Annotated in this window: 16 protein-coding genes and 1 pseudogene; 7 read left to right on the top strand and 10 right to left on the bottom strand. The window is 59.8% G+C overall.

Annotated features, from left to right (window positions below):
* The first annotated feature begins 108 nt into the window (after positions 1-108).
* Complete coding sequence (locus tag ACE3SE_RS06575) at positions 109-828, top strand: substrate-binding periplasmic protein (protein ID WP_374554295.1); 720 nt, start codon at positions 109-111, stop codon at positions 826-828.
* Here ACE3SE_RS06575 and ACE3SE_RS06570 read toward each other — a convergent pair.
* The gene (locus ACE3SE_RS06570; RefSeq protein ID WP_374554294.1) at positions 804-1,397 is read right to left on the bottom strand and encodes a TetR/AcrR family transcriptional regulator; all 594 of its coding nucleotides are present in this window, start codon (positions 1,395-1,397) and stop codon (positions 804-806) included. The genes ACE3SE_RS06575 and ACE3SE_RS06570 overlap by 25 nt on opposite strands.
* Positions 1,398-1,559: 162 nt before the next feature.
* Between ACE3SE_RS06570 and ACE3SE_RS06565 the strand changes: the two genes are divergently transcribed.
* Together ACE3SE_RS06565 and ACE3SE_RS06560 are read left to right on the top strand one after the other, a co-directional pair.
* Positions 1,560-2,480, top strand: a complete 921-nt coding sequence (locus ACE3SE_RS06565; protein ID WP_374554293.1) for a sensor domain-containing diguanylate cyclase — start codon at positions 1,560-1,562, stop codon at positions 2,478-2,480.
* 201 nt (positions 2,481-2,681) lie between these two features.
* The gene (locus ACE3SE_RS06560; protein WP_374554292.1) at positions 2,682-4,616 is read left to right on the top strand and encodes a sensor domain-containing diguanylate cyclase; all 1,935 of its coding nucleotides are present in this window, start codon (positions 2,682-2,684) and stop codon (positions 4,614-4,616) included.
* Here the strand turns inward: ACE3SE_RS06560 and ACE3SE_RS06555 are convergent.
* Positions 4,598-5,578, bottom strand: coding sequence for an FUSC family protein (locus ACE3SE_RS06555; protein ID WP_374554291.1), 981 nt, complete (start codon positions 5,576-5,578; stop codon positions 4,598-4,600). The two genes, ACE3SE_RS06560 and ACE3SE_RS06555, sit on opposite strands and share 19 nt — an antisense overlap.
* A gap of 119 nt (positions 5,579-5,697) precedes the next feature.
* On the opposite strand from ACE3SE_RS06555, the gene ACE3SE_RS06550 reads away from it, so the two are divergent.
* Positions 5,698-6,414, top strand: coding sequence for a pseudouridine synthase (locus tag ACE3SE_RS06550; protein WP_045846334.1), 717 nt, complete (start codon positions 5,698-5,700; stop codon positions 6,412-6,414).
* A gap of 18 nt (positions 6,415-6,432) precedes the next feature.
* Here the strand turns inward: ACE3SE_RS06550 and ACE3SE_RS06545 are convergent, their stop codons facing one another.
* Positions 6,433-6,768 carry a rhodanese-like domain-containing protein gene (locus tag ACE3SE_RS06545; RefSeq protein ID WP_374554290.1) on the bottom strand — a complete coding sequence of 112 codons (336 nt, stop codon included), beginning with the start codon at positions 6,766-6,768 and terminating at the stop codon, positions 6,433-6,435.
* A 662-nt stretch (positions 6,769-7,430) separates the two neighbouring features.
* Between ACE3SE_RS06545 and ACE3SE_RS06540 the strand changes: the two genes are divergently transcribed.
* Complete coding sequence (locus tag ACE3SE_RS06540) at positions 7,431-7,955, top strand: Dps family protein (RefSeq protein ID WP_374554289.1); 525 nt, start codon at positions 7,431-7,433, stop codon at positions 7,953-7,955.
* Positions 7,956-8,199: 244 nt separating this feature from the next.
* Here ACE3SE_RS06540 and ACE3SE_RS06535 read toward each other — a convergent pair.
* The 7 genes and pseudogenes from ACE3SE_RS06535 to ACE3SE_RS06505 all read right to left on the bottom strand — a co-directional run.
* Positions 8,200-8,862: pseudogene (locus ACE3SE_RS06535) on the bottom strand (methyl-accepting chemotaxis protein); the annotation flags it as partial.
* A gap of 767 nt (positions 8,863-9,629) precedes the next feature.
* A complete protein-coding gene (locus ACE3SE_RS06530; RefSeq protein ID WP_045848458.1) occupies positions 9,630-10,184 on the bottom strand; it encodes a PAS domain-containing protein in 555 nt (184 codons plus the stop codon).
* Between the two features lie 137 nt (positions 10,185-10,321).
* A complete protein-coding gene (locus tag ACE3SE_RS06525; protein WP_062789601.1) occupies positions 10,322-11,002 on the bottom strand; it encodes a Fe2+-dependent dioxygenase in 681 nt (226 codons plus the stop codon).
* Between the two features lie 103 nt (positions 11,003-11,105).
* The gene (locus ACE3SE_RS06520) at positions 11,106-13,265 is read right to left on the bottom strand and encodes a TonB-dependent receptor (RefSeq protein ID WP_374554288.1); all 2,160 of its coding nucleotides are present in this window, start codon (positions 13,263-13,265) and stop codon (positions 11,106-11,108) included.
* Between the two features lie 197 nt (positions 13,266-13,462).
* The gene (locus ACE3SE_RS06515; protein ID WP_045848452.1) at positions 13,463-13,873 is read right to left on the bottom strand and encodes an ExbD/TolR family protein; all 411 of its coding nucleotides are present in this window, start codon (positions 13,871-13,873) and stop codon (positions 13,463-13,465) included.
* Positions 13,860-14,468, bottom strand: coding sequence for a MotA/TolQ/ExbB proton channel family protein (locus ACE3SE_RS06510; RefSeq protein ID WP_374554287.1), 609 nt, complete (start codon positions 14,466-14,468; stop codon positions 13,860-13,862). The genes ACE3SE_RS06515 and ACE3SE_RS06510 overlap by 14 nt, the downstream gene beginning before the upstream one ends.
* 65 nt (positions 14,469-14,533) lie before the next feature.
* On the bottom strand, positions 14,534-15,154 hold the full coding sequence (locus ACE3SE_RS06505; RefSeq protein WP_131357068.1) for an energy transducer TonB: 621 nt from the start codon (positions 15,152-15,154) through the stop codon (positions 14,534-14,536).
* Between the two features lie 263 nt (positions 15,155-15,417).
* Between ACE3SE_RS06505 and hslV the strand changes: the two genes are divergently transcribed.
* Complete coding sequence (gene hslV, locus ACE3SE_RS06500) at positions 15,418-15,978, top strand: ATP-dependent protease subunit HslV (RefSeq protein WP_045848450.1); 561 nt, start codon at positions 15,418-15,420, stop codon at positions 15,976-15,978.
* A gap of 67 nt (positions 15,979-16,045) precedes the next feature.
* The gene (hslU, locus tag ACE3SE_RS06495) at positions 16,046-17,386 is read left to right on the top strand and encodes an ATP-dependent protease ATPase subunit HslU (protein WP_045848449.1); all 1,341 of its coding nucleotides are present in this window, start codon (positions 16,046-16,048) and stop codon (positions 17,384-17,386) included.
* Positions 17,387-17,887 lie beyond the last annotated feature (501 nt).

Raw genomic sequence — 17,887 nt, 5'->3', positions numbered from 1 at the left:
TGGTGGATGGCCAGACGGCTGGTCTGGCTGGTCCCGTGCGCTGCCGTCTTATGCGGCCTGCCGGGGCCGGTGCATGCCCAGCGTTCAGCCCCCTTGCCATCGGGGCAGATGGCCATTGTGCTCAGTGCAGATGACTGGCCGCCTTACATCGGTGCCAATCTGCCTGATAACGGCATTTTGTCCCGCGTCGTGAGTGCTGCCTTTGCCCGCAGCAGCGTGACGGTGCGTTACCGCTTCATGCCCAATAACCGCAGCCTGCAATCGGCCCGCAACGGCATGGTGGATGGCAGCCTGGGGTGGGCGCCCAGTCCGGACCGTCTGCAGGACCTGCTGTATACCAAACCGGTTCTTTCCGCGCGCATGGTGTTTTTCCAGCAGCGCAGCCATGTGGTGAGCTGGAAACAGCTGGCCGAGCTGTCCGGCATGCGTATCGGCATCACCATTGGCAACTATTACTCGGACGAATTCGACCGGCTGGTGCGTCAGGGGGTGTTGCATACCGACGGTGCCGCCGACGACCTGAGCAACTTCCGCAAGCTGCTGGCGCGGCGTATCGACCTGTTTCCCATTGAAGAAGAAGTCGGCCTGTTTCTGCTCGGTCGTCACTTCTCCCGCGCCGACGCCGCAAAACTGCAGCATTCCCAGCCCTTCTGGCTGGCTCCGATGCATGTGGTGATCTGGAAGAAGCATCCGCATGGTGCCGAGCTGATTGACCGTTTCAACCGCGGTTTGCTGGCCATACAGCGCAGCGGTGAACTGGCGCGTCTGGTGCAGGAAACCCGTCAAGCCTGCCTGCGCAGTGCTCAACCGGCTGCTGAGCCGGAATGATGGGCGATCAGCGCTTCGGCTTCCGCCAGCAACTGGCCGGATAGTGCCGGGTCGGTTACCGCCCGTGCCAGCAGCATGGCACCCACCATCAGGCTGAGCTGGGCGCAGGGTGTCAGGGGGGTGGCATCAGAATCACCATCTTGTCCGGCGGCGCTTGCCAGGGTGGCCAGCTGTTGTTGCAGGCTGGCGGTGAAGGCCTGACGCGTGGCCGGTGTATGCCGACTGAGTTCGCCGGCCAGTGCCGCAGCCACGCAGCCGGTGTCCGGGAAGTCCCGATGCTGGATGCTCAGATAATGTTGTGCCACCGACAGGCGTTTGCTGCCAGGTGTTGCCAGCTGCATCTGTTGCTGCCATTGCTGATCGACAGATTGCATGGCCTGCTGGCAGGCTTGCGCCACCAGGTCTTCCTTGTCCTTGAAATGCCAGTAAAAGCCGCCATGGGTCAGGCCCAGATCCGCCATCAGGTTGGCAATGCCAACCGCGGCAATGCCTTCGGAACGGAAACGCAGTGTGGCCATGTCCAGAATGCGCTGGCGGATGGCGGTCTTGTGCTGTTTGTCGTAACGCATGCTGAATTCTTTAGCCGGATGATATTTATATTATGGACATAATATAAATAATTGCCATGTGAATCAGCAAGATAGCGCTTAACAATAAACATGTCCCAAGTGACAGGATGGCTTGCTTTAAGCCGGTCGGGTTTCTATTCCTAAGCGTCAGGACTCACGCACATGTCCAGGAGTGTCCAGATGGTGCTCAAGCTCAGGGATTTCCGCCTTATCGTCGAACATGCCAGCGATGCCATCATGGTGACCGAAGCAGCCCCACACCGTGCTCCCGGGCCGAAAATCGTCTACGTCAATCAGGCATTTTGCCAACTGTGCGGCTACGAAAAGTCAGAAATCCTGGGTCGCAATCCACGCTTCCTGCAAGGGCCGCAAACCGACCCGGCGATGCTGCACGATATCCGTGCGGGGCTGGAGCTGGGGCGTCCGCTACGCATGCAACTGCTCAATTATCACAAGTCCGGGCGCAGCTACTGGGTTGAAATGAGCATCATGCCGCTGCATGACGATAACGGGCTGGTCAGCCACTTTGTCGCCATCGAACGGGATGTCACGCACTGGCACAGCGTGCAGGATGCACTGTATTTGCTGGCGGTCACCGACGAGCTCACCGGCCTGCCCAATCGCCGGATGTTTGCCGAACTGGGTAACAAATACCTGCACCTGGCGCAGCGGCAGGCAACGCCGCTCAGTGTGGTGATGCTGGACCTGGATTACTTCAAGCAGGTGAACGACCGCTTTGGCCACCAGATGGGTGACAGCTTGCTCCGTGTGGTGGGCCGGGTCCTGAGTCAGGGAATACGTGAAAGTGATGTTGCCGGCAGGCTGGGTGGCGAGGAGTTTGGCCTGCTGTTACCTGAAACCAGTCAACAGGAAGCCTTGCAGGTGATACACCGGGTACAGGCCATGCTGGATGCCGCATGCCGGGCCGCCAGCTTGCCTGCGGAGGCCTGTGTCACGCTCAGCGTGGGCCTGGCCATGCTCGGCGCGAAGGACAAGGCGCTGGATGACATTTTGCATCGTGCAGACGAGGCACTTTACGCTGCCAAGAAACTTGGCCGTAACCGGGTGGAAATCAGCCTTTAGCGGTGGCATGCCGTCATTTTCCGGTCCAAGGCCCGGACTATTCCGGGCTGTAACGCCTCCTGTGTCAATTCGTTACCACACAAGGGCTTGGGCTCGCAGGAAAGCGTGGATTTATCCCGTTGTCTTGGCTATTCTTGCTGCCCATACCGCACTACAAACGACGGATAAGGTTTCGTCTTTTGCCGCGGCATGGGAGAAACCGTGTTCTCATCTGGCAAATCTGCACAGCCCTGGCTGACACGGGCGAAACAAGCCCTGTGGCAGGCCCTGTCACTGTGGCTGCTGACATGGTTGTCGGTCTGTTTGCCGTACTCGGTGGACTTTGGCAGGCTGGCCCCGCCCTTGTGGCTGCCGGCCGGTTTCTGTCTGGCGCAGGTCATGTTGCGCGGCTGGTCTTGCTGGCCCGGCTTGCTACTGGGCCTCTGTCTGGGCCAGGCATGGTTGTTGCCGCAGCATATGGTGCTCGCGGTGGGCATGGCCGCAGGGCAAACCGTGGCCGCCTTGCTGGCCGGGCAGTTCCTGCGCGTGCACAGCGGGCAGGAGCCGCCATTTCACCGCCTGAGCGGTGTGCTGCTGTTCCTGTGGTGCGGCGTGCTGGCCAACACCCTGCTGGCCAACCTGCCGGCTTATCTGCTTGTCACCCCCTCCTTGCTGCCTTCTGCCGGGTCACCCTGGCCGTGGCTGTTTTCCCGCTGGCTGGGCGAGGTCAATGGCATCCTGACGCTGACGCCTGCCTTGCTGTTTCTCAGCCATGCGTCTTACCGCAAACAGCAGCTCAATCCAGCCGGCTGGCTGGAGACCGCCTTGCTCAGCCTCAGCACCCTGAGCCTGGCACTGGTAGAGTTCATCTGGGCTGATTTCCGCCACGGGGTGGCGGCGTCGCTGTGGCCATTGTTTCTGATTGCCTTGATGTGGGTGGCGTTTCGCTGTCGTCTGGCGCTGGCTTATTGCCTGCACGCAGCGGTGGTGCTGCTGGCCTTTGTCGGTGTGCTGCTGCATAACGGTGCGGCCTATCAGGACCCCGGACTCAGCGGTATTGCCACTGCCGGCATGTTGTTGCTGGTGCAGTCGCTGGGTTTGCTGGTGTTTGGTGCACTGGTGGCTGAGCGGCGTCATGCCGAAGACTGGCTGCGCCGTTCCAACCAGACGCTGGAAGCCAAGGTGGCGGAGCGCACCCGGCAACTGGCTCAAAGCGAAGCCCGGCTGAAGCTGATGGCAGATGCATCCCCCTTCCCGCTGGTGATGAGTCATCTGGACGGCGGCACGCTGATTTATGCCAATGCGCAGGCTGAAAGCCTGTTCCAGTGTCAGCTCAATGACACGGGCTGCCGGGTGCAGGATTTCTATATCGACCAGGAAGCACGCAAGCAGGTGTCGCGGCTGCTGCATGGCGAGGGTGCGGTGCGCGATCATGAAGTCCGCTTGCACGACGCGCATGGCCGTCAGTTCTGGGCACTGATTTCCTGTTCGCTGGTACATAGCGACCAATCACTGTATGTCATCAGCGGCATCAACGACATCAGCGAGCGCAAGCGGCTGGAACACAGCCTGCACGAGGCAAACGACGCCTTGCGTCAGCATGTGGCGGAAATCGAATCCATGCACGTCGGCCTGCGCGAACAGGTGCGGCGCGACCCGCTGACCGGCCTGTTCAACCGCCGTTATCTGGATGAAATCCTGCCGCGTCTGCTGGCGCACATGCTGGCACTCAATGGCACGGTGGCGGTGATGATGGTGGATGCCGATCATTTCAAGCGCATCAATGACAATCACGGCCACCCCTGCGGCGATGCCGTATTGGCGGCACTGGGTGCCTTCCTGCGAGACCGCTTCCGCAGTGGCGACGTGGTATGCCGTTATGGTGGCGAGGAGTTCTGCATCCTGATGCCGGGAATGGCGCTGGACGTGGCCAGTGAAAAAGCGGAACAACTCTGTGCCGACGTGCGGCAATTGCCCATCCAGGCGCTGGGCCAGCGTTTGCACATTACCCTGTCCATCGGCCTGTCTGTTTGCCCGCTGCATGGAGAAGACCCGGCCAGTCTGATTCAGGCTGCGGATGCCGCGCTGTACCAGGCCAAGGCACAAGGCCGCGACCGGGTGTGTCTGGCAGGCTCCAGTCAGCCCGCCCTGTTTTGAAGCAGCTGTTGCCTGACACCCATTTCCAGCCACCAGGCCAGGCTGCCCAGCAACACACCCACCAGCAGGGTATCGGCCACCCGTTCCACCACGCCATGCTGCACCTGTGCCACCGGCATGACGGAAAGCACCAGCAGGGTCAGCCCGGCAATAAAACCGCGGAAGCTGCGTTGCATCAGCATCAGCGCCGTGGTGAGAACCAGACACATGATCAGCATGTGGATGGCCGGTGGCGGCTGCCACCAGGCCAGCAGTGCCGCCAGCACGCCGCCCAGCAAGGTGCCGTATACCCGCTCCTTCACCAGCCATAGCATGCGTTGTGGCGAGGGATCGATAATGCCGACCACCAGCACCGGCAGCCACCAGGTATGGGGCAGATGCCATCTTCCCCCGGCCAGCCAGGCCAGACATCCGCACAACAGCAAGTGCCAGGCATAGCGCCGGACATCATCGCGCGCGGCACCTGGTAATACCCGGTGCCAGTCCGCCAGACCGTATCGACCCAACAACAGGCCGTAAACCGCCCCGCAAAACGCCAGCAACGCGTGTTGCCCGGCGGGCAGTGGGGACGCGGGCATCATATTGGCCAGCAGCAGGCTGAATACCCAGAACTGCATGCCCTTGTGCAAGCCGCGCCGCGAGACCCTGGCCATGATCAGCAGCATGCCCGCCAGCACCGGCAACATCAGCCAGTCCTTGCCGATACAGGCCTGACCCAGCCATTGCATGGCCGGCAAGCCTGCGAGGGAGTACAGACTCAGGCGCTTGGCCAGCAGCACGATCATCATCGAATAGGCGGCACTCAGCGTGAACGGAAAAATCCAGCTGGCGGGTTGATCGCTGAGGGCAAACAGCATGGCCGGAACAAACAGCAGCGTGCTGGTGCTCAGCGCGTGCAGTAGCCGGAACCGAACATGGCGAATGGTGGCAAGGCCGCGCAGGGCCAGGCGTGGAAAAGTCATCAGGGCTGTCCCCGCAGGTGAGTGGGATGGCGACTGTTCCATCATAGGCAAGCCTGCGGACCGGGTCATGGCCGGGCGGTAGCCATGCCGGCGGGCGGGGGGCGTGCTAACATTTCGCCATGGAACTCTACAGATTATTGCAACAGCAGGGCTTCGGCAGCCGCAAGGAATGCCGCAAGCTGGTGGAATACGGTTTGGTGGAAATCAATGGCGAAGTGGCCGAGGACTACCGCCAGGAATACCTGCCCGCCGACATCGAAGAACTGGTGGTCGATGGCGAACCGTGGCCATTGCAGGATGGCGCCATTTATATCCTGCTGCACAAGCCGGATGGCTATGAAACCTCGCACAAGCCCATGCACCATCCCAGTGTGTATACCTTGCTGCCCTGGCAATTTGGCAATCTGGGCATATCAGCAGTCGGACGACTGGACGTCGACACGACCGGCCTGCTGCTGCTGACCAATGACGGCCAGTTTGTGCATGCCCTGAGCTCGCCCAAGCGCCATGTGCCCAAGTGCTATGAAGTAACCCTCAAGCATCCGGTGGTGGACGATCTGGTACGGCATCTGCTGGCCGGGGTGTTTCTCAAGGACGACAACGAAAAGATTGCGGCAGACCAGGTCGAGGTGGTCGATGAAATCACCATCCGCATGACCATCACCCAGGGCAAATATCATCAGGTGAAGCGCATGGTGGCTGCGGCAGGTAACCGGGTAATGGATTTGCACCGCCTGAGCGTGGGTTCAGTCGTGTTGGGTGATCTGGACGAAGGGCAGTGGCGCTACCTGGAAGCGGATGAACTGGCCAGTTTCGGCTTTGGTCCAGACAAATAGGTTCAACAACGCGCGCATTTACAACAGCTGGTGCAGCTTCTGCATGGCTTCGTGCATGCCGCTGACACTCTCGATATGGGTGTAGCCAAGGCTGCGCAAGCGGGCGGCGGCCAGCTTGGCGCGCTCGCCGGTGCGGCAATACAGGGTGAACGGGGTTTCCGGTGTCGGAATGGTGCTGGCAGCCTGTTGTTCCAGCTGCTCCAGCGGGAGTGAACGTGCGCCCGGAATATGCCCGGCATGAAACTCCTCGCTCGAGCTGACATCAATCACCAGTCTGCTGGAGCCGCTCAGCAAGCGGTGTGCGAATGCCGCAGCAGTCACGCCACCAAGCAGTGCACCAAATAGATGTTTCATGATCTTGCCTGTCTCCTGACCGTGCTATCTGAACAGCAGGCACGTTCTTGTTCCATATTGCAGTTTTGCATGCCTTTGCCATAAAGCGCATTGTGGCAATTACCTAGTCAGCACTTTATTTCAAACGCCTGTTTTTTCTGCATGCACAGGGCGTGCGTAGTGTCAGGCCCAACTCCCAAGCCAACTCCCAAGCCAACTCCCAAGCTGGCTTTTGAGCCCCTGTTCCAGTGTGTGCCAATTTTCCGGCTGGCCTGGTGTTTTTGGGCACCCGTCTTCCCGGCCAATTGCTGAGTGATACCTGTCTGATCCTGGAATTCCCTGTTTTGTTGCTACATATTCATGGCGAGTTTTTCCGTATTTTTTGGATGAAAAAATCTATCAAGATCAATTTTGTTATTTATGTAATGAAATACATTAAATATTTACGTAAATTATGATGTTTCTGGTGTCGGAGAGGAACGGATCGGGATAGGGTTTGCGCATCGCTATGGATGGCAGGTCTGCTGCCGGGGCGGCCAGGTGAAGAGGAGAAGTGGGTAGTTGGGAAAATTCGCCCGTTCAATCAGAAATGCAGGCTTGCCCGGAGGGGGTGAGAAAAATAGCTTCTCACAAGCAGCGTAAGCCACTGGATGCTGTCCCATTTTCTGAGGAGATATCCTGTCATGACCCAAGCAACACACACCCCGGCCCTGCATGCCCGTCCCGATGCCGCCTTGCATACCCCCAGCGACCTGGGTTCAACGGCTTCCCGCGACATCAGCGCCGCCTTGAACGGCTTGCTGGCAGATGCCTTTGCGCTTTACCTGAAAACAAAGAACTTTCACTGGCATGTCAGTGGGCCGCATTTCCGCGATTACCATTTGCTGCTGGATGAGCAGGGCGATCAGCTATATGCGATGACCGACCCACTGGCGGAGCGGGTGCGCAAGGTGGGTGGCACGACATTGCGCTCGATCGGCCACATTGCGCGTCAGCAACGCATCAAGGATAACGATGCTGTTTATGTCACACCGGAGGATATGCTGGCGGAACTGCGCGAGGATAATGCAGCCCTGGCTGGCAGGCTGCGTGAGGCACATGCGGTATGCGAGGAGCACCGCGATATCGCGGCGGCCAGCCTGATTGAGAACTGGCTGGATGAAACCGAGCGCCGCTGCTGGTTCCTGTTTGAGGCCGGGCGGCGTTAACCACGCAGGCAGAATGAAAAACAGCCCGTCAGGGCTGTTTTTCATTATCGGCCGGATTCCCGTGATTTCCGCCTGGCAAGCGAAGCTGACTGGTCAAAAGCCCCTCCAACTTCTGCAATCTTCATCAACTGGCAGTAGAAAGGTAGTGGCGCGCGGGGCCGCCTGTGAAATCAAACGGCGGACAGGACGGCCCGGCGTAGCCGGGCATAGTGCTATGGAAGTGGCAAGCCCCGCAGCAAGCTGGTCAGTGCAGATGCTTTTCTTCCACCATGCGGTCCAGTAACTGCAGGATCTGGGCACTATCCTGTTCCAGCACCCGCATGTGCTGGATGATGGCGTCTTCGTCCAGCGTCTGCTTGTTGCTGGCGGTGGACAGCGCCAGTTCAGCGCCTTTGCCGACACGTTCATCCGCTGGTGCCAGCTGACCGAAGGCGCGGGTCGCGCCGAAGCTGTTCCGGCCTTCGCCCTGACACCAGGATGTCAGGTCATTACCCAGTGGCAGCCCGGCACCTTCTTCAATGGCGTGGTAGGCCATTTGCTTGTACATGACGTGGCCGACTTTTTGTAGCGATACCTGCGACATGTCGCGCACGCGCTGGACTTGTCCCAGCACGGTATCGGACTGTTCCGCGAGGGTGGCAAAACGCTGGTGGAAGGTTTCTACCGAAGCCTTGACTTCTGCGGCTACCGTGCCGGCTTCACTGGCACGGGCATGCATGTCGCTGATGCGGCTGGACAGGCTGCCCAGCACCGACTGTACCCGGTGTGCGGTGTCCTTGCTGCGTTCGGCCAGTTTGCGTACTTCATCCGCCACCACGGCAAAGCCGCGTCCCATTTCGCCGGCGCGAGCCGCTTCAATGGCGGCATTCAGCGCCAGCAGATTGGTCTGGTCGGCAATGGCGGAAATGGCGGCCAGCGAGGATTCAATGCCCGTCCACTCCTGAGCAAGAGCGGTGCTGGCATCGTTCATGCTGACCACGCTGCCGGCAATCGTATCCATATGACCGGTCAGCAGGGTGGCACTCTCCAGGCTGTCACGCGAGGTACTGGCCGTGTCGCGGGTGATGCTGGAGACCTGATCCATGGCGGTGCTGATCTGGGTGAGATCGTTCTGATTGCTGGCCAGGTTGTTACGCAGATGCGGGTTGTTTAGGGCTGCCAGCTGGGAAGACAGGCGATTCTTGCGGATGTAACCATCGTTGTCCGCCATGGCCTGGATGGCGCTGTCCACATTCTGCAGCGATTCGGCAAACATGCCGGGCAGGCCCTGGCTGAGCGGACGTCGGCTGTAGTCGTTCTCGCTGACGCGACGGAAGCTGGTATTGATTTCCTTGAAATAGGTTTCCACCAGGTCAAGAAAATCGTTCAGCTCCCAGGCCACCAGGCCGACTTCACCCATGTCGCGGGTGCGCGAGGCGCGATGGTGCAATTCGCCATCACAGGCATAACCCAGTTGTTCGTGCAGGGTGTTCAGCACGGCAAAAATGCGCCCGCTGCCCAGCCAGATCATGCCCGAGAGCAGTAGCGACAACAAAACCAGGAACACTTCTACCGCCAGACGCCAGCTATCGGGCAGCAGCAAGGATGCCAGTACGGTGCAGATGGTGAGTACATTGAAGCCGATCAGCCAGAAGCCCAGCCGGGTTCGCAAAAAGGGTGAGGTGCGGCGGGCCATCAGGCAGACCTCCCGGTGGAAAGGTGGGGGTCCAGCAAGGACAGCACAAAGCTTTCATAGCTGTGGCCCTGCTTGTCCAGTTCGGCCAGCAGCCATTCCATGGAGGCGTCCGGTGCGCTTGCCTTGTTCAGTGTGCTTTCCAGCTGGCACATGCGGGCGTATATGGGAATCACGGTTTCCACTGCGCGCCGGCCGGGTGGACGCCGTACCGAGAAATAACCTTCCAGCTTGTTCTTGCTGTCGTAGTCCGGCGTGACATTGGCCAGCACCCAGTAGTAATTGCCGCTGGCGGTATAGTTTTTGACCACGCCGAAAAACTCGCGCCCAGCCTGCAGGGTTTTCCACATCAGCCGGTATACACCGCGTGGCATGTCCGGGTGGCGAATCAGATTGTGTGGCTTGCCGAGGAGCTCGCTTTCCGGATATTCGGCCAGCTGCATGAAGACGCGGTTGGCATAGGTAATGTGGCCGGTGCTGTCCGTCTTGGTGACAATCAGCTCATCTTCCTTCAATTGCACTTCCCGGCTTTGGGATGGGTGGATCTGGCTCGCCATGGTGGGCTTCCGCATAGATATCCGTGCTGGATATGTCGATTAAGTAGAGTTCTTGGTAACTTTACTTAGACATGCCGAAATTTTTCATGACAGCGATCAGGTTTTTCCAATCTTTTGACCAGAAAACAGTTGTGCGGTCAGAGATCCGCCCACATGCGCAGCAAGTTGTGATAACTGGCAGTCAGGGTCACCAGCTCCTTGGTGTCGCCGTGCTGCTGGCGCAGCTGTGAAATGGCCATGTCCATGTCAAACAGCAGGCTGCGTTTGGTGTCGTCCCGGATCATGCTTTGGGTCCAGAAAAACGAGGCAATGCGCGCACCGCGGGTAACCGGTTCAACGCGGTGCAGGCTGGTGGAGGGGTAGAGCACCATGTCGCCGGCAGGCAGCTTCACACTGTGCAGGCCATAGGTATCTTCCACCACCAGTTCCCCGCCGTCGTATTCATCCGGCTGGCTGAAGAACAGGGTGCAGGACACATCGGTGCGCACCCAGCTCTGGTCGAAGGGGTGGCTACGCACCGCATTGTCTACATGATTGCCAAAGTCCATGCCGCCCTGATAGCAGTTGAACAGGGGGGGAAATACGGTTTTGGGCAGGGCTGCCGAAAAAAACAGGGCATTGCGTTTGAGCGCTGCTTCCACCATGGCTTGCAGCTCGCGGGCAATGTCCAGGTGCTGGGGCAGTTGCAGATTGCGTTTGACCTGGGCGGACTGGCTGCCCGCGGTGATGCGGCCATCGGCCCAGTCGGCCTGGGAGAGCAGCATGCGGCCATGGGCCAGTTCTTCGGGGGTAAGGACGTCGGGGATGTGAAGCAGCATGGGTTTGACTCCGCGTGTACCGGGCGCTGGTTGACGACAAAAGCGCTGGCGCCGGTCAGGTAGAAAAGCGCCAGCCGCAGTGAGGCGCGGCCGGCGCAGAGGCTTAGTATTTCAGGCCGATGGTCAGCTGTGCTTCGCGTGGGGTACCCACGGTGGCATGGCCGGTATAGGCACCGTCGTAGTAGGTCTTGTTGCCCAGGTTGTTCAGGTTCAACTGCAGGCGGTAATGCTTGGTTTCATAACTGAGCATGGCATTGGCCACCGTGTAGGACGGCAGATACAAGGTGTTGGTCTCGTTGGCATAGCGCTTGCCCACGTAGGTGGCACCAATGCCGCCGGTAATCTGGTCGGTAAACTTGTACGTGGTCCAGATATTGCCGGTGGCACGCGGTGTGTAGCGTGGCATCTTGCCGGTGGTGCTGTTCAGGCCGGGTGCGGCTTTGTCGATCTTGGAATCCATGAAGGTGACACCGGCAAAGATTTCCCAGCGCTCGGTCAGGCGGCCGCTGCCTTCCAGTTCAATCCCGTTGGTGTGCCGCTTGCCGGACAAGGTGACCAGCGTGGTGTCGTCCGGGTCGGTATTGCGCTCGTTGGTTTTTTCAATGCGGAACAGTGCCGCACGCAGGCTGGCATCGCCATCCAGCAAGTCCCACTTGGCACCCAGCTCGATATTGCGGTTCTTTTCCGGGTCTACCTTGGCGGTAGCCTTGTCCAGCGAATAGGTTTCGCCAGAGGGGTTGAACGAGGTGCCGTAGCTGAAGTAGTAGGACTGGGCCATGTCCGGCTGCCAGATCAGGCCGCTGCGCCAGCTCCACACATTATCCGTGCGGGAAAGGTCGTAGGTGTTGCTGCTGTTCACGCTGCCGTTGGAATTGAAGCCGCGCACATTGTAATCCCCCTCGAAGCGGTCAAACCGTGCACCCAGCACCGCTTTCCACTGGCGGGTCAGTTCGATGGTGTCCATGCCGTACAGGGCAATGTCGCTGGCCTGGAACTTGGTATTGCTGCTGCGATAGCGGGCCGCGTTGTAGGCGGTGGAGGATACCGGGTTGCCAATGGTGGTGGTGGGCAGGGTATTGAGCAGGGCGTAACGGCTGGTGTCGGACAGCTCGTAAGTCAGTTCCAGCCCGGTCAGCAGGGTGTGGCGGATGTCACCCGTGGCAAAGCGGGTGGTCAGGTCGGTCTGGTTGTTGACGGACTGGTCCACACCGTCGCGCATCGGCTTGCTGCGGCGCATCAGGCCGGTGGCGCTGGTGTCGCTGCTGGCCAGGCGTGGCGCGGTGGGGCTGACATCACGCCAGAAGCGGTTATAGCGCAACTGGTTGCTCAGCTCGGTGCCATTGCCAAAATCGTGGGTGACTTTGGCGGTGACGATATCAGCGCTGGTCTTTTCGTAGTCACTGTCAAAACCGTAGAACTTGCTGCGATCCACGCTCAAGGGTTGGCGTGTGACCGAGTTGTACGGCACGCCGTAGTCCGGCACATTGTTTTCTTCCTGATGCATGTAGGACAGCACCACGGTGGTGGGCTCTCCCAGGCCAAATGCGACGGAAGGCGCAATGCCCCAGCGCTCGTTTTTGGCCGCGCCGCGGTCGCTGCCGTCGTGCGTGTCCATCAGGTTCAGCCGTACTGCAGAGTGATCGCCGGTCATCTGGTTGATGTCGGCCGTCACGCGCTGGTAGTCATTGGTGCCGATGGTGAGGTCGCCCTCCAGCTTGTTGCCCAGATACGGCGATTTGCTGACCTGATTCACCACCCCGCCGGTGGAACCACGGCCAAACAGCATGGAACTGGCACCCTTCAGGACTTCCACCTTTTCGTCGTTGAAGGCATCGCGGTTGTACTGGCCGATGTCACGCATGCCGTCGCGATAGGTATCGGTGGCGGCGGAGAAGCCGCGAATCACCACCTGGTCGCCGCTGCGGCCGCCTTCACCCGCCGCAAAGGTGATGCCCGGCACGTTGCGCAGTGCATCCTTGAGCGTGGCCACGCCCTGGTCCTGCATCAGCTGCTGGTTTACCACGGTGATGGATTGCGGAATGTCACGCAGCTGCTGCTTGGTTTTGCCAATGCTGGTGGTTTCCGTCTTGTAGGTGTCGCGTACCGGGGCTTCGCCCTCCACGGTAACCGTCTCCAGGGTCTGGCCGGTTTCTGCCGCCAGTGCCAGGCTGGGGCTCAGTGCCACCGCCAGCATGCCGACTGCCACGCGTGTGGGCAGCTTGCGCTGCGCAAGGTGAGGCGATTGTTGCAAGCTTTGTTTCATTTAATCCTCTTTTATTGTGTGCCAATCACAGAAAGCAACTGCAGAAAGCAAAGTCCCGGTCTGCGCATGGGCGTGACGCAGCCGTTCCCGCATGCTGAGTGGGCAGCATGGGGTGCAGCAGACAAGGACAGGGGAGTACAACAACCGGCCAGCCACCCCCGTGACGGGCCGGTTGTCAGAACAGCGGTAGGTGGCGGCTAGGGCGCTTCGGTCAGAAAGCCGATGCGGCTGATGCCGTTTTGCTGCGCGGTGGCCAGCGTGGTGGCCACCAGCTCGTAGCGCACGCTCTTGTCGGCGCGCAAGTTCAGTTCCACCTTGGGGTTGGATTGCACGGCAGCGGCAAAGCGGGCGGCCAGGGCACTCTGGCTGACCGGCTGGTCATTCCAGAACAAGGCCCCGGCGGCATTGATGGACAGGCGGATCTGCTCCGGCTTGTCCTGATGCGCCGCGGCGGCAGCCTGGGGCAGGTCCAGCTTCACGCTATTGGTCAGCAGCGGCGCGGTAATGATGAATACCACCAGCAGCACCAGCATCACATCCACCAGCGGGGTGGTGTTGATCTCGGCCATGGGCGCGCCGGGCCCTTTGTCGAAACTACCGAATGCCATGGCCAGACTCCGGCTGGGTCAGCAACTGGGCGTGCAGGTCATGGGCAAAATGGTCCAGCTGCTGTGACAGTACCCGTTGCGTACGGGTAAACGTGTTGTAAGCCAATACCGCAGGAATGGCGGCTGCCAGGCCTGCCGCAGTGGCAATCAGCGCTTCACCGATGGGGCCGGCCACCGTGGCAATGCTCACCTGGCCTGCCGTGCCGATATTCACCAGCGCGTGGTAAATCCCCCATACCGTGCCAAACAGGCCGATGAACGGCGCAGTCGAGCCGACGGATGCCAGCACGGTCATGCCGCTTTCCTGACGGGCAATTTCCTGTGCCAGTGCCTTGCGGATGGCGCGGGTGACAAACTCGTTCAGGTCACAAGCCTTGCCCAGAGAACGTTCGGCATGCTGCTGGTGATGGCGCAGCGCGGCCAGGCCTTCACGGGTGATATGCGCCATCGGCGCGGTGGAGTCAGCCAGTGCCTGTTCGGCGCTCGACCAGTCAGGCGCATCCCACAACGCGGCTTCCGCCTGACGGTTGGCGCGTCGCAGGCGGTAAGTCTGCACCCCGCGCTGCAAAATGAGCGACCAGGTTGCAATAGACATGAGAATGAGAATCATGAACGTCGTGCTCAGCACAACGTCCCCTTGTTGAAAGACAGTCAGTAGCTTCATGGTTTGCGCAAGTTCTTCAGGGAAAATTCGACGGGAACAATAAAGGTATAAGGAATGGCTTCATCACCACGCTTGGCCGGAATGAATTTCCAGCCGCGTACCGCAGTCTGCGCGGCGCGGTCCAGCCGGGGAAAACCGCTGCTGTGCTCCAGCTCCACCGACACCGGCAAGCCTTGGGCGCTCACCTGCACCCGCAGGCGCACCGTGCCGGTTTCTTCCATTTCAATGGATAGCGGCGGGTAGGTCGGCTTGGGGTTATTCAGATAGCCGCCGCGGTACAAGGGCTCCTGCACCTGTGGCGCCGGTGCCGCTGGCGTCGCCACCGCTGGTGCAGCAGCAGGTGCCGCCACATGGTTGCTTGTTTCCGCCGGGGCCGCCGACGGGCTTGGCGCGACGGACGAACGTGCGACAGGCTGTGCTGTGGGCTTGGCTGCCGTCTTGGCAACAGGCCGGGGCGTGGCCGGTTTCGCTACCGGCGTTGGCTTGCTTTGCTTGGGCGGTGTCACCGGAACCGCAGCAGAAGGCGCTGGCGCGCTGGGTGCTGCCAGGGTCATGGCCGGCAGGCTGGCCAGCTGCGGCAGGGTCACCGGAGGCGTGGTGGCCAACCAGCTTGCCAACAGCAGCAATGCCAGCCCGTGCAGGCTGCAGCTTCCCAGAAATGCCGCAGAAGGCAGTCTGTTTGCAGTAGTTTGGAGTCGGAGATTCATGGTAAAAAATGATAATGCAAATTATTATCATTAGCAATTATTAAGATCAGTAGCGCCTTCACCGCAATAAGCCATGTGTGCCAAAGGGTTGTCTTGTAATCGCCCTGAATGGCTGCATATTGCACATTACGCGTCAGTCTGGCGCAGACACATTCAATAGACTGGAACAGAACATGCAGCAGTTTGACGGAACCACCATCGTCTCCGTCCGTCGCGGCGAGCGCGTGGCGCTGGGCGGCGACGGCCAGGTAACCCTGGGCAATATCGTGATCAAGTCCACGGCGCGCAAAATCCGCCGCCTGTATCAGGGCAAGGTACTGGCGGGCTTTGCCGGCGGCACGGCTGATGCCTTCACCCTGTTCGAGCGTTTCGAGGCCAAGCTGGAAAAACACCAGGGCCATCTGGTGCGTTCGGCGGTGGAGCTGGCCAAGGACTGGCGCACCGACCGCATGCTGCGTCGGCTGGAAGCCATGCTGATTGTGGCTGACAAGGAAGCCACCCTCATCATTACCGGTAACGGTGACGTGCTGGAGCCGGAGCAAGGCATTGCCGCCATTGGCTCGGGCGGAGCGTTTGCCCAGTCTGCCGCGCGCGCACTGTTTGAAAATACCGAACTGGATCCGGCCGTGGTGGTGAAGAAGTCGCTGGAAATCGCTGGCGACATCTGTATCTACACCAACCAGAACCACCTTATCGAAACGCTGGGAGAAGAAACCCAGCCGGCGGCGCAATAAACCCAGCCTTCATTCCCACAGATTCACAGGCCAGCGCAGGCATGCCGGCGTGGCCGGGAGTACCGTCATGACGCAAATGACCCCGCAAGAAATCGTTCACGAACTCAACAAGCACATCATTGGCCAGGACGCCGCCAAGCGCGCCGTCGCCATTGCCTTGCGCAATCGCTGGCGTCGCCAGCAAGTGGCCGAGCCGCTGCGCAGCGAAATCACCCCCAAGAACATTCTGATGATTGGCCCCACCGGCGTCGGCAAGACCGAAATCGCCCGTCGCCTGGCCCGTCTGTCCGGCGCGCCCTTCATTAAAGTGGAAGCCACCAAGTTCACCGAAGTCGGTTATGTCGGCCGCGACGTCGACACCATCATCCGCGACCTGGTGGAAGTCGCCATCAAGGAAACCCGCGACGCCGCCATCAAGCGCAACCGCGTGCGCGCTGAAGATGCCGCCGAAGACCGCATCCTCGATGTACTGCTGCCACCGGCGCGCAGCGCCCCCGGTTTCTTTGGCGAACCGCAAGCCGAAGACAGCAAGCCCGAAGACGGCCACACCCGGCAGAAATTCCGCAAGATGCTGCGCGAGGGCAAGCTGGACGACAAGGAAATCGAAATCGAAGTGGCTGCGCCGCAGTCCAAGATGGAAATCTTTGCTCCGCCGGGCATGGAAGACTTCTCCAGCCAGTTGCAAAACATGTTCCAGGGCATGAATGCCGGCAAGAAGAAGGCCAGCAAGCTCAAAGTGGCAGAAGCCTTCAAGCTGCTGATCGACGAAGAAGCCGCCAAGCTGGTCAACGAAGACGAACTCAAGGCCGAAGCCATGAAGAACGTCGAGCAGAACGGCATTGTCTTCCTCGATGAAATCGACAAGGTCACCAGCCGCTCGGAAGGGCAGGGCGCCGATGTCTCCCGCGCCGGTGTGCAGCGCGACCTGCTGCCGCTGGTGGAGGGCACTACCGTCACCACCAAATACGGCATGGTCAAGACCGACCACATCCTGTTCATTGCCTCCGGCGCCTTCCAGCTGTCCAAGCCGTCCGACCTCATCCCGGAACTGCAAGGCCGTCTGCCCATCCGGGTAGAACTCTCCTCGCTGTCGGTGGACGACTTCGTGCAAATCCTCACCAGCACCGATGCCTGCCTCACCCGCCAATACCAGGCACTGCTGGCGACCGAAGGCGTGGAGCTGGAATTCGAGGAGTCCGGTATTCGTCGCCTGGCCGAGATAGCCTGGCAGGTGAACGAAAAAACCGAAAACATCGGTGCGCGCCGTCTGTATACCGTGATGGAAAAACTGTTGGAAGAAGTCTCCTTCGATGCGCGCAGTGGCAGCTGCAAGATCGACGCGCACTATGTGGATGGCAAGCTGGACATGCTGTCCCAGCGTGAAGACCTGGCCCGCTACGTACTGTAAGCCCCTATCTGCTTCCGCAAACAACAGCGCCCAGCGGGCGCTGTTCAGGCTGCTGACAATGTTATTCGGTGCGTTTGTACTGGACCCGGCAAAGCCGGGCCTTCCGACCAGGCATTTAATTCGGCAGCCTTCCCATCGATTCCCCTTTCCCCCGCCCTTTCCCTGAAAGAGAGCTTCGCTTTCTATCCAGAAATCGATAAGGGGTTGTTGTCAGTAAGCAGAAAAATGAAAAATGCGTATAAACAGCGAAATGATTTGCTGATTTGACCATCCTGCACGATTTTCCTGCCGGGAAATCCCGGTAGTCACCAGCAAATGGCGGGACGTTAGCATCGACATTCAATTTGTTTCAGTTTTTATTCTTTTTTGAATCAATGTCTTGCGATGAAATCTGTAAAAACAGCGCATATTTTGAAAATAAGGTGTTGACGAGGTCAGGCTGCGGGCGTATAGTTCGCCTCCTCAGCAGACAACGCAGCGACGGAAACGAAACGCAGCGAC

The organism is Aquitalea pelogenes, from assembly GCF_041914625.1.
Taxonomy (GTDB): Bacteria; Pseudomonadota; Gammaproteobacteria; order Burkholderiales; family Chromobacteriaceae; genus Aquitalea; species Aquitalea pelogenes.
This window is presented reverse-complemented; position numbering and strand designations above follow the sequence as displayed.

What these genes read in the sequence shown, in the direction of transcription:
- ACE3SE_RS06575 (WP_374554295.1), top strand. Translation starts at nt 109, where the DNA reads ATGGCCATTGTGCTCAGTGCAGATGACTGGCCGCCTTACATCGGTGCC.
- ACE3SE_RS06570 (WP_374554294.1), bottom strand. Translation starts at nt 1,397, where the DNA reads ATGCGTTACGACAAACAGCACAAGACCGCCATCCGCCAGCGCATTCTG.
- ACE3SE_RS06565 (WP_374554293.1), top strand. Translation starts at nt 1,560, where the DNA reads ATGTCCAGGAGTGTCCAGATGGTGCTCAAGCTCAGGGATTTCCGCCTT.
- ACE3SE_RS06555 (WP_374554291.1), bottom strand. Translation starts at nt 5,578, where the DNA reads ATGACTTTTCCACGCCTGGCCCTGCGCGGCCTTGCCACCATTCGCCAT.
- ACE3SE_RS06550 (WP_045846334.1), top strand. Translation starts at nt 5,698, where the DNA reads ATGGAACTCTACAGATTATTGCAACAGCAGGGCTTCGGCAGCCGCAAG.
- ACE3SE_RS06545 (WP_374554290.1), bottom strand. Translation starts at nt 6,768, where the DNA reads ATGAAACATCTATTTGGTGCACTGCTTGGTGGCGTGACTGCTGCGGCA.
- ACE3SE_RS06540 (WP_374554289.1), top strand. Translation starts at nt 7,431, where the DNA reads ATGACCCAAGCAACACACACCCCGGCCCTGCATGCCCGTCCCGATGCC.
- ACE3SE_RS06530 (WP_045848458.1), bottom strand. Translation starts at nt 10,184, where the DNA reads ATGGCGAGCCAGATCCACCCATCCCAAAGCCGGGAAGTGCAATTGAAG.
- ACE3SE_RS06525 (WP_062789601.1), bottom strand. Translation starts at nt 11,002, where the DNA reads ATGCTGCTTCACATCCCCGACGTCCTTACCCCCGAAGAACTGGCCCAT.
- ACE3SE_RS06520 (WP_374554288.1), bottom strand. Translation starts at nt 13,265, where the DNA reads ATGAAACAAAGCTTGCAACAATCGCCTCACCTTGCGCAGCGCAAGCTG.
- ACE3SE_RS06515 (WP_045848452.1), bottom strand. Translation starts at nt 13,873, where the DNA reads ATGGCATTCGGTAGTTTCGACAAAGGGCCCGGCGCGCCCATGGCCGAG.
- ACE3SE_RS06510 (WP_374554287.1), bottom strand. Translation starts at nt 14,468, where the DNA reads ATGTCTATTGCAACCTGGTCGCTCATTTTGCAGCGCGGGGTGCAGACT.
- hslV (WP_045848450.1), top strand. Translation starts at nt 15,418, where the DNA reads ATGCAGCAGTTTGACGGAACCACCATCGTCTCCGTCCGTCGCGGCGAG.
- hslU (WP_045848449.1), top strand. Translation starts at nt 16,046, where the DNA reads ATGACGCAAATGACCCCGCAAGAAATCGTTCACGAACTCAACAAGCAC.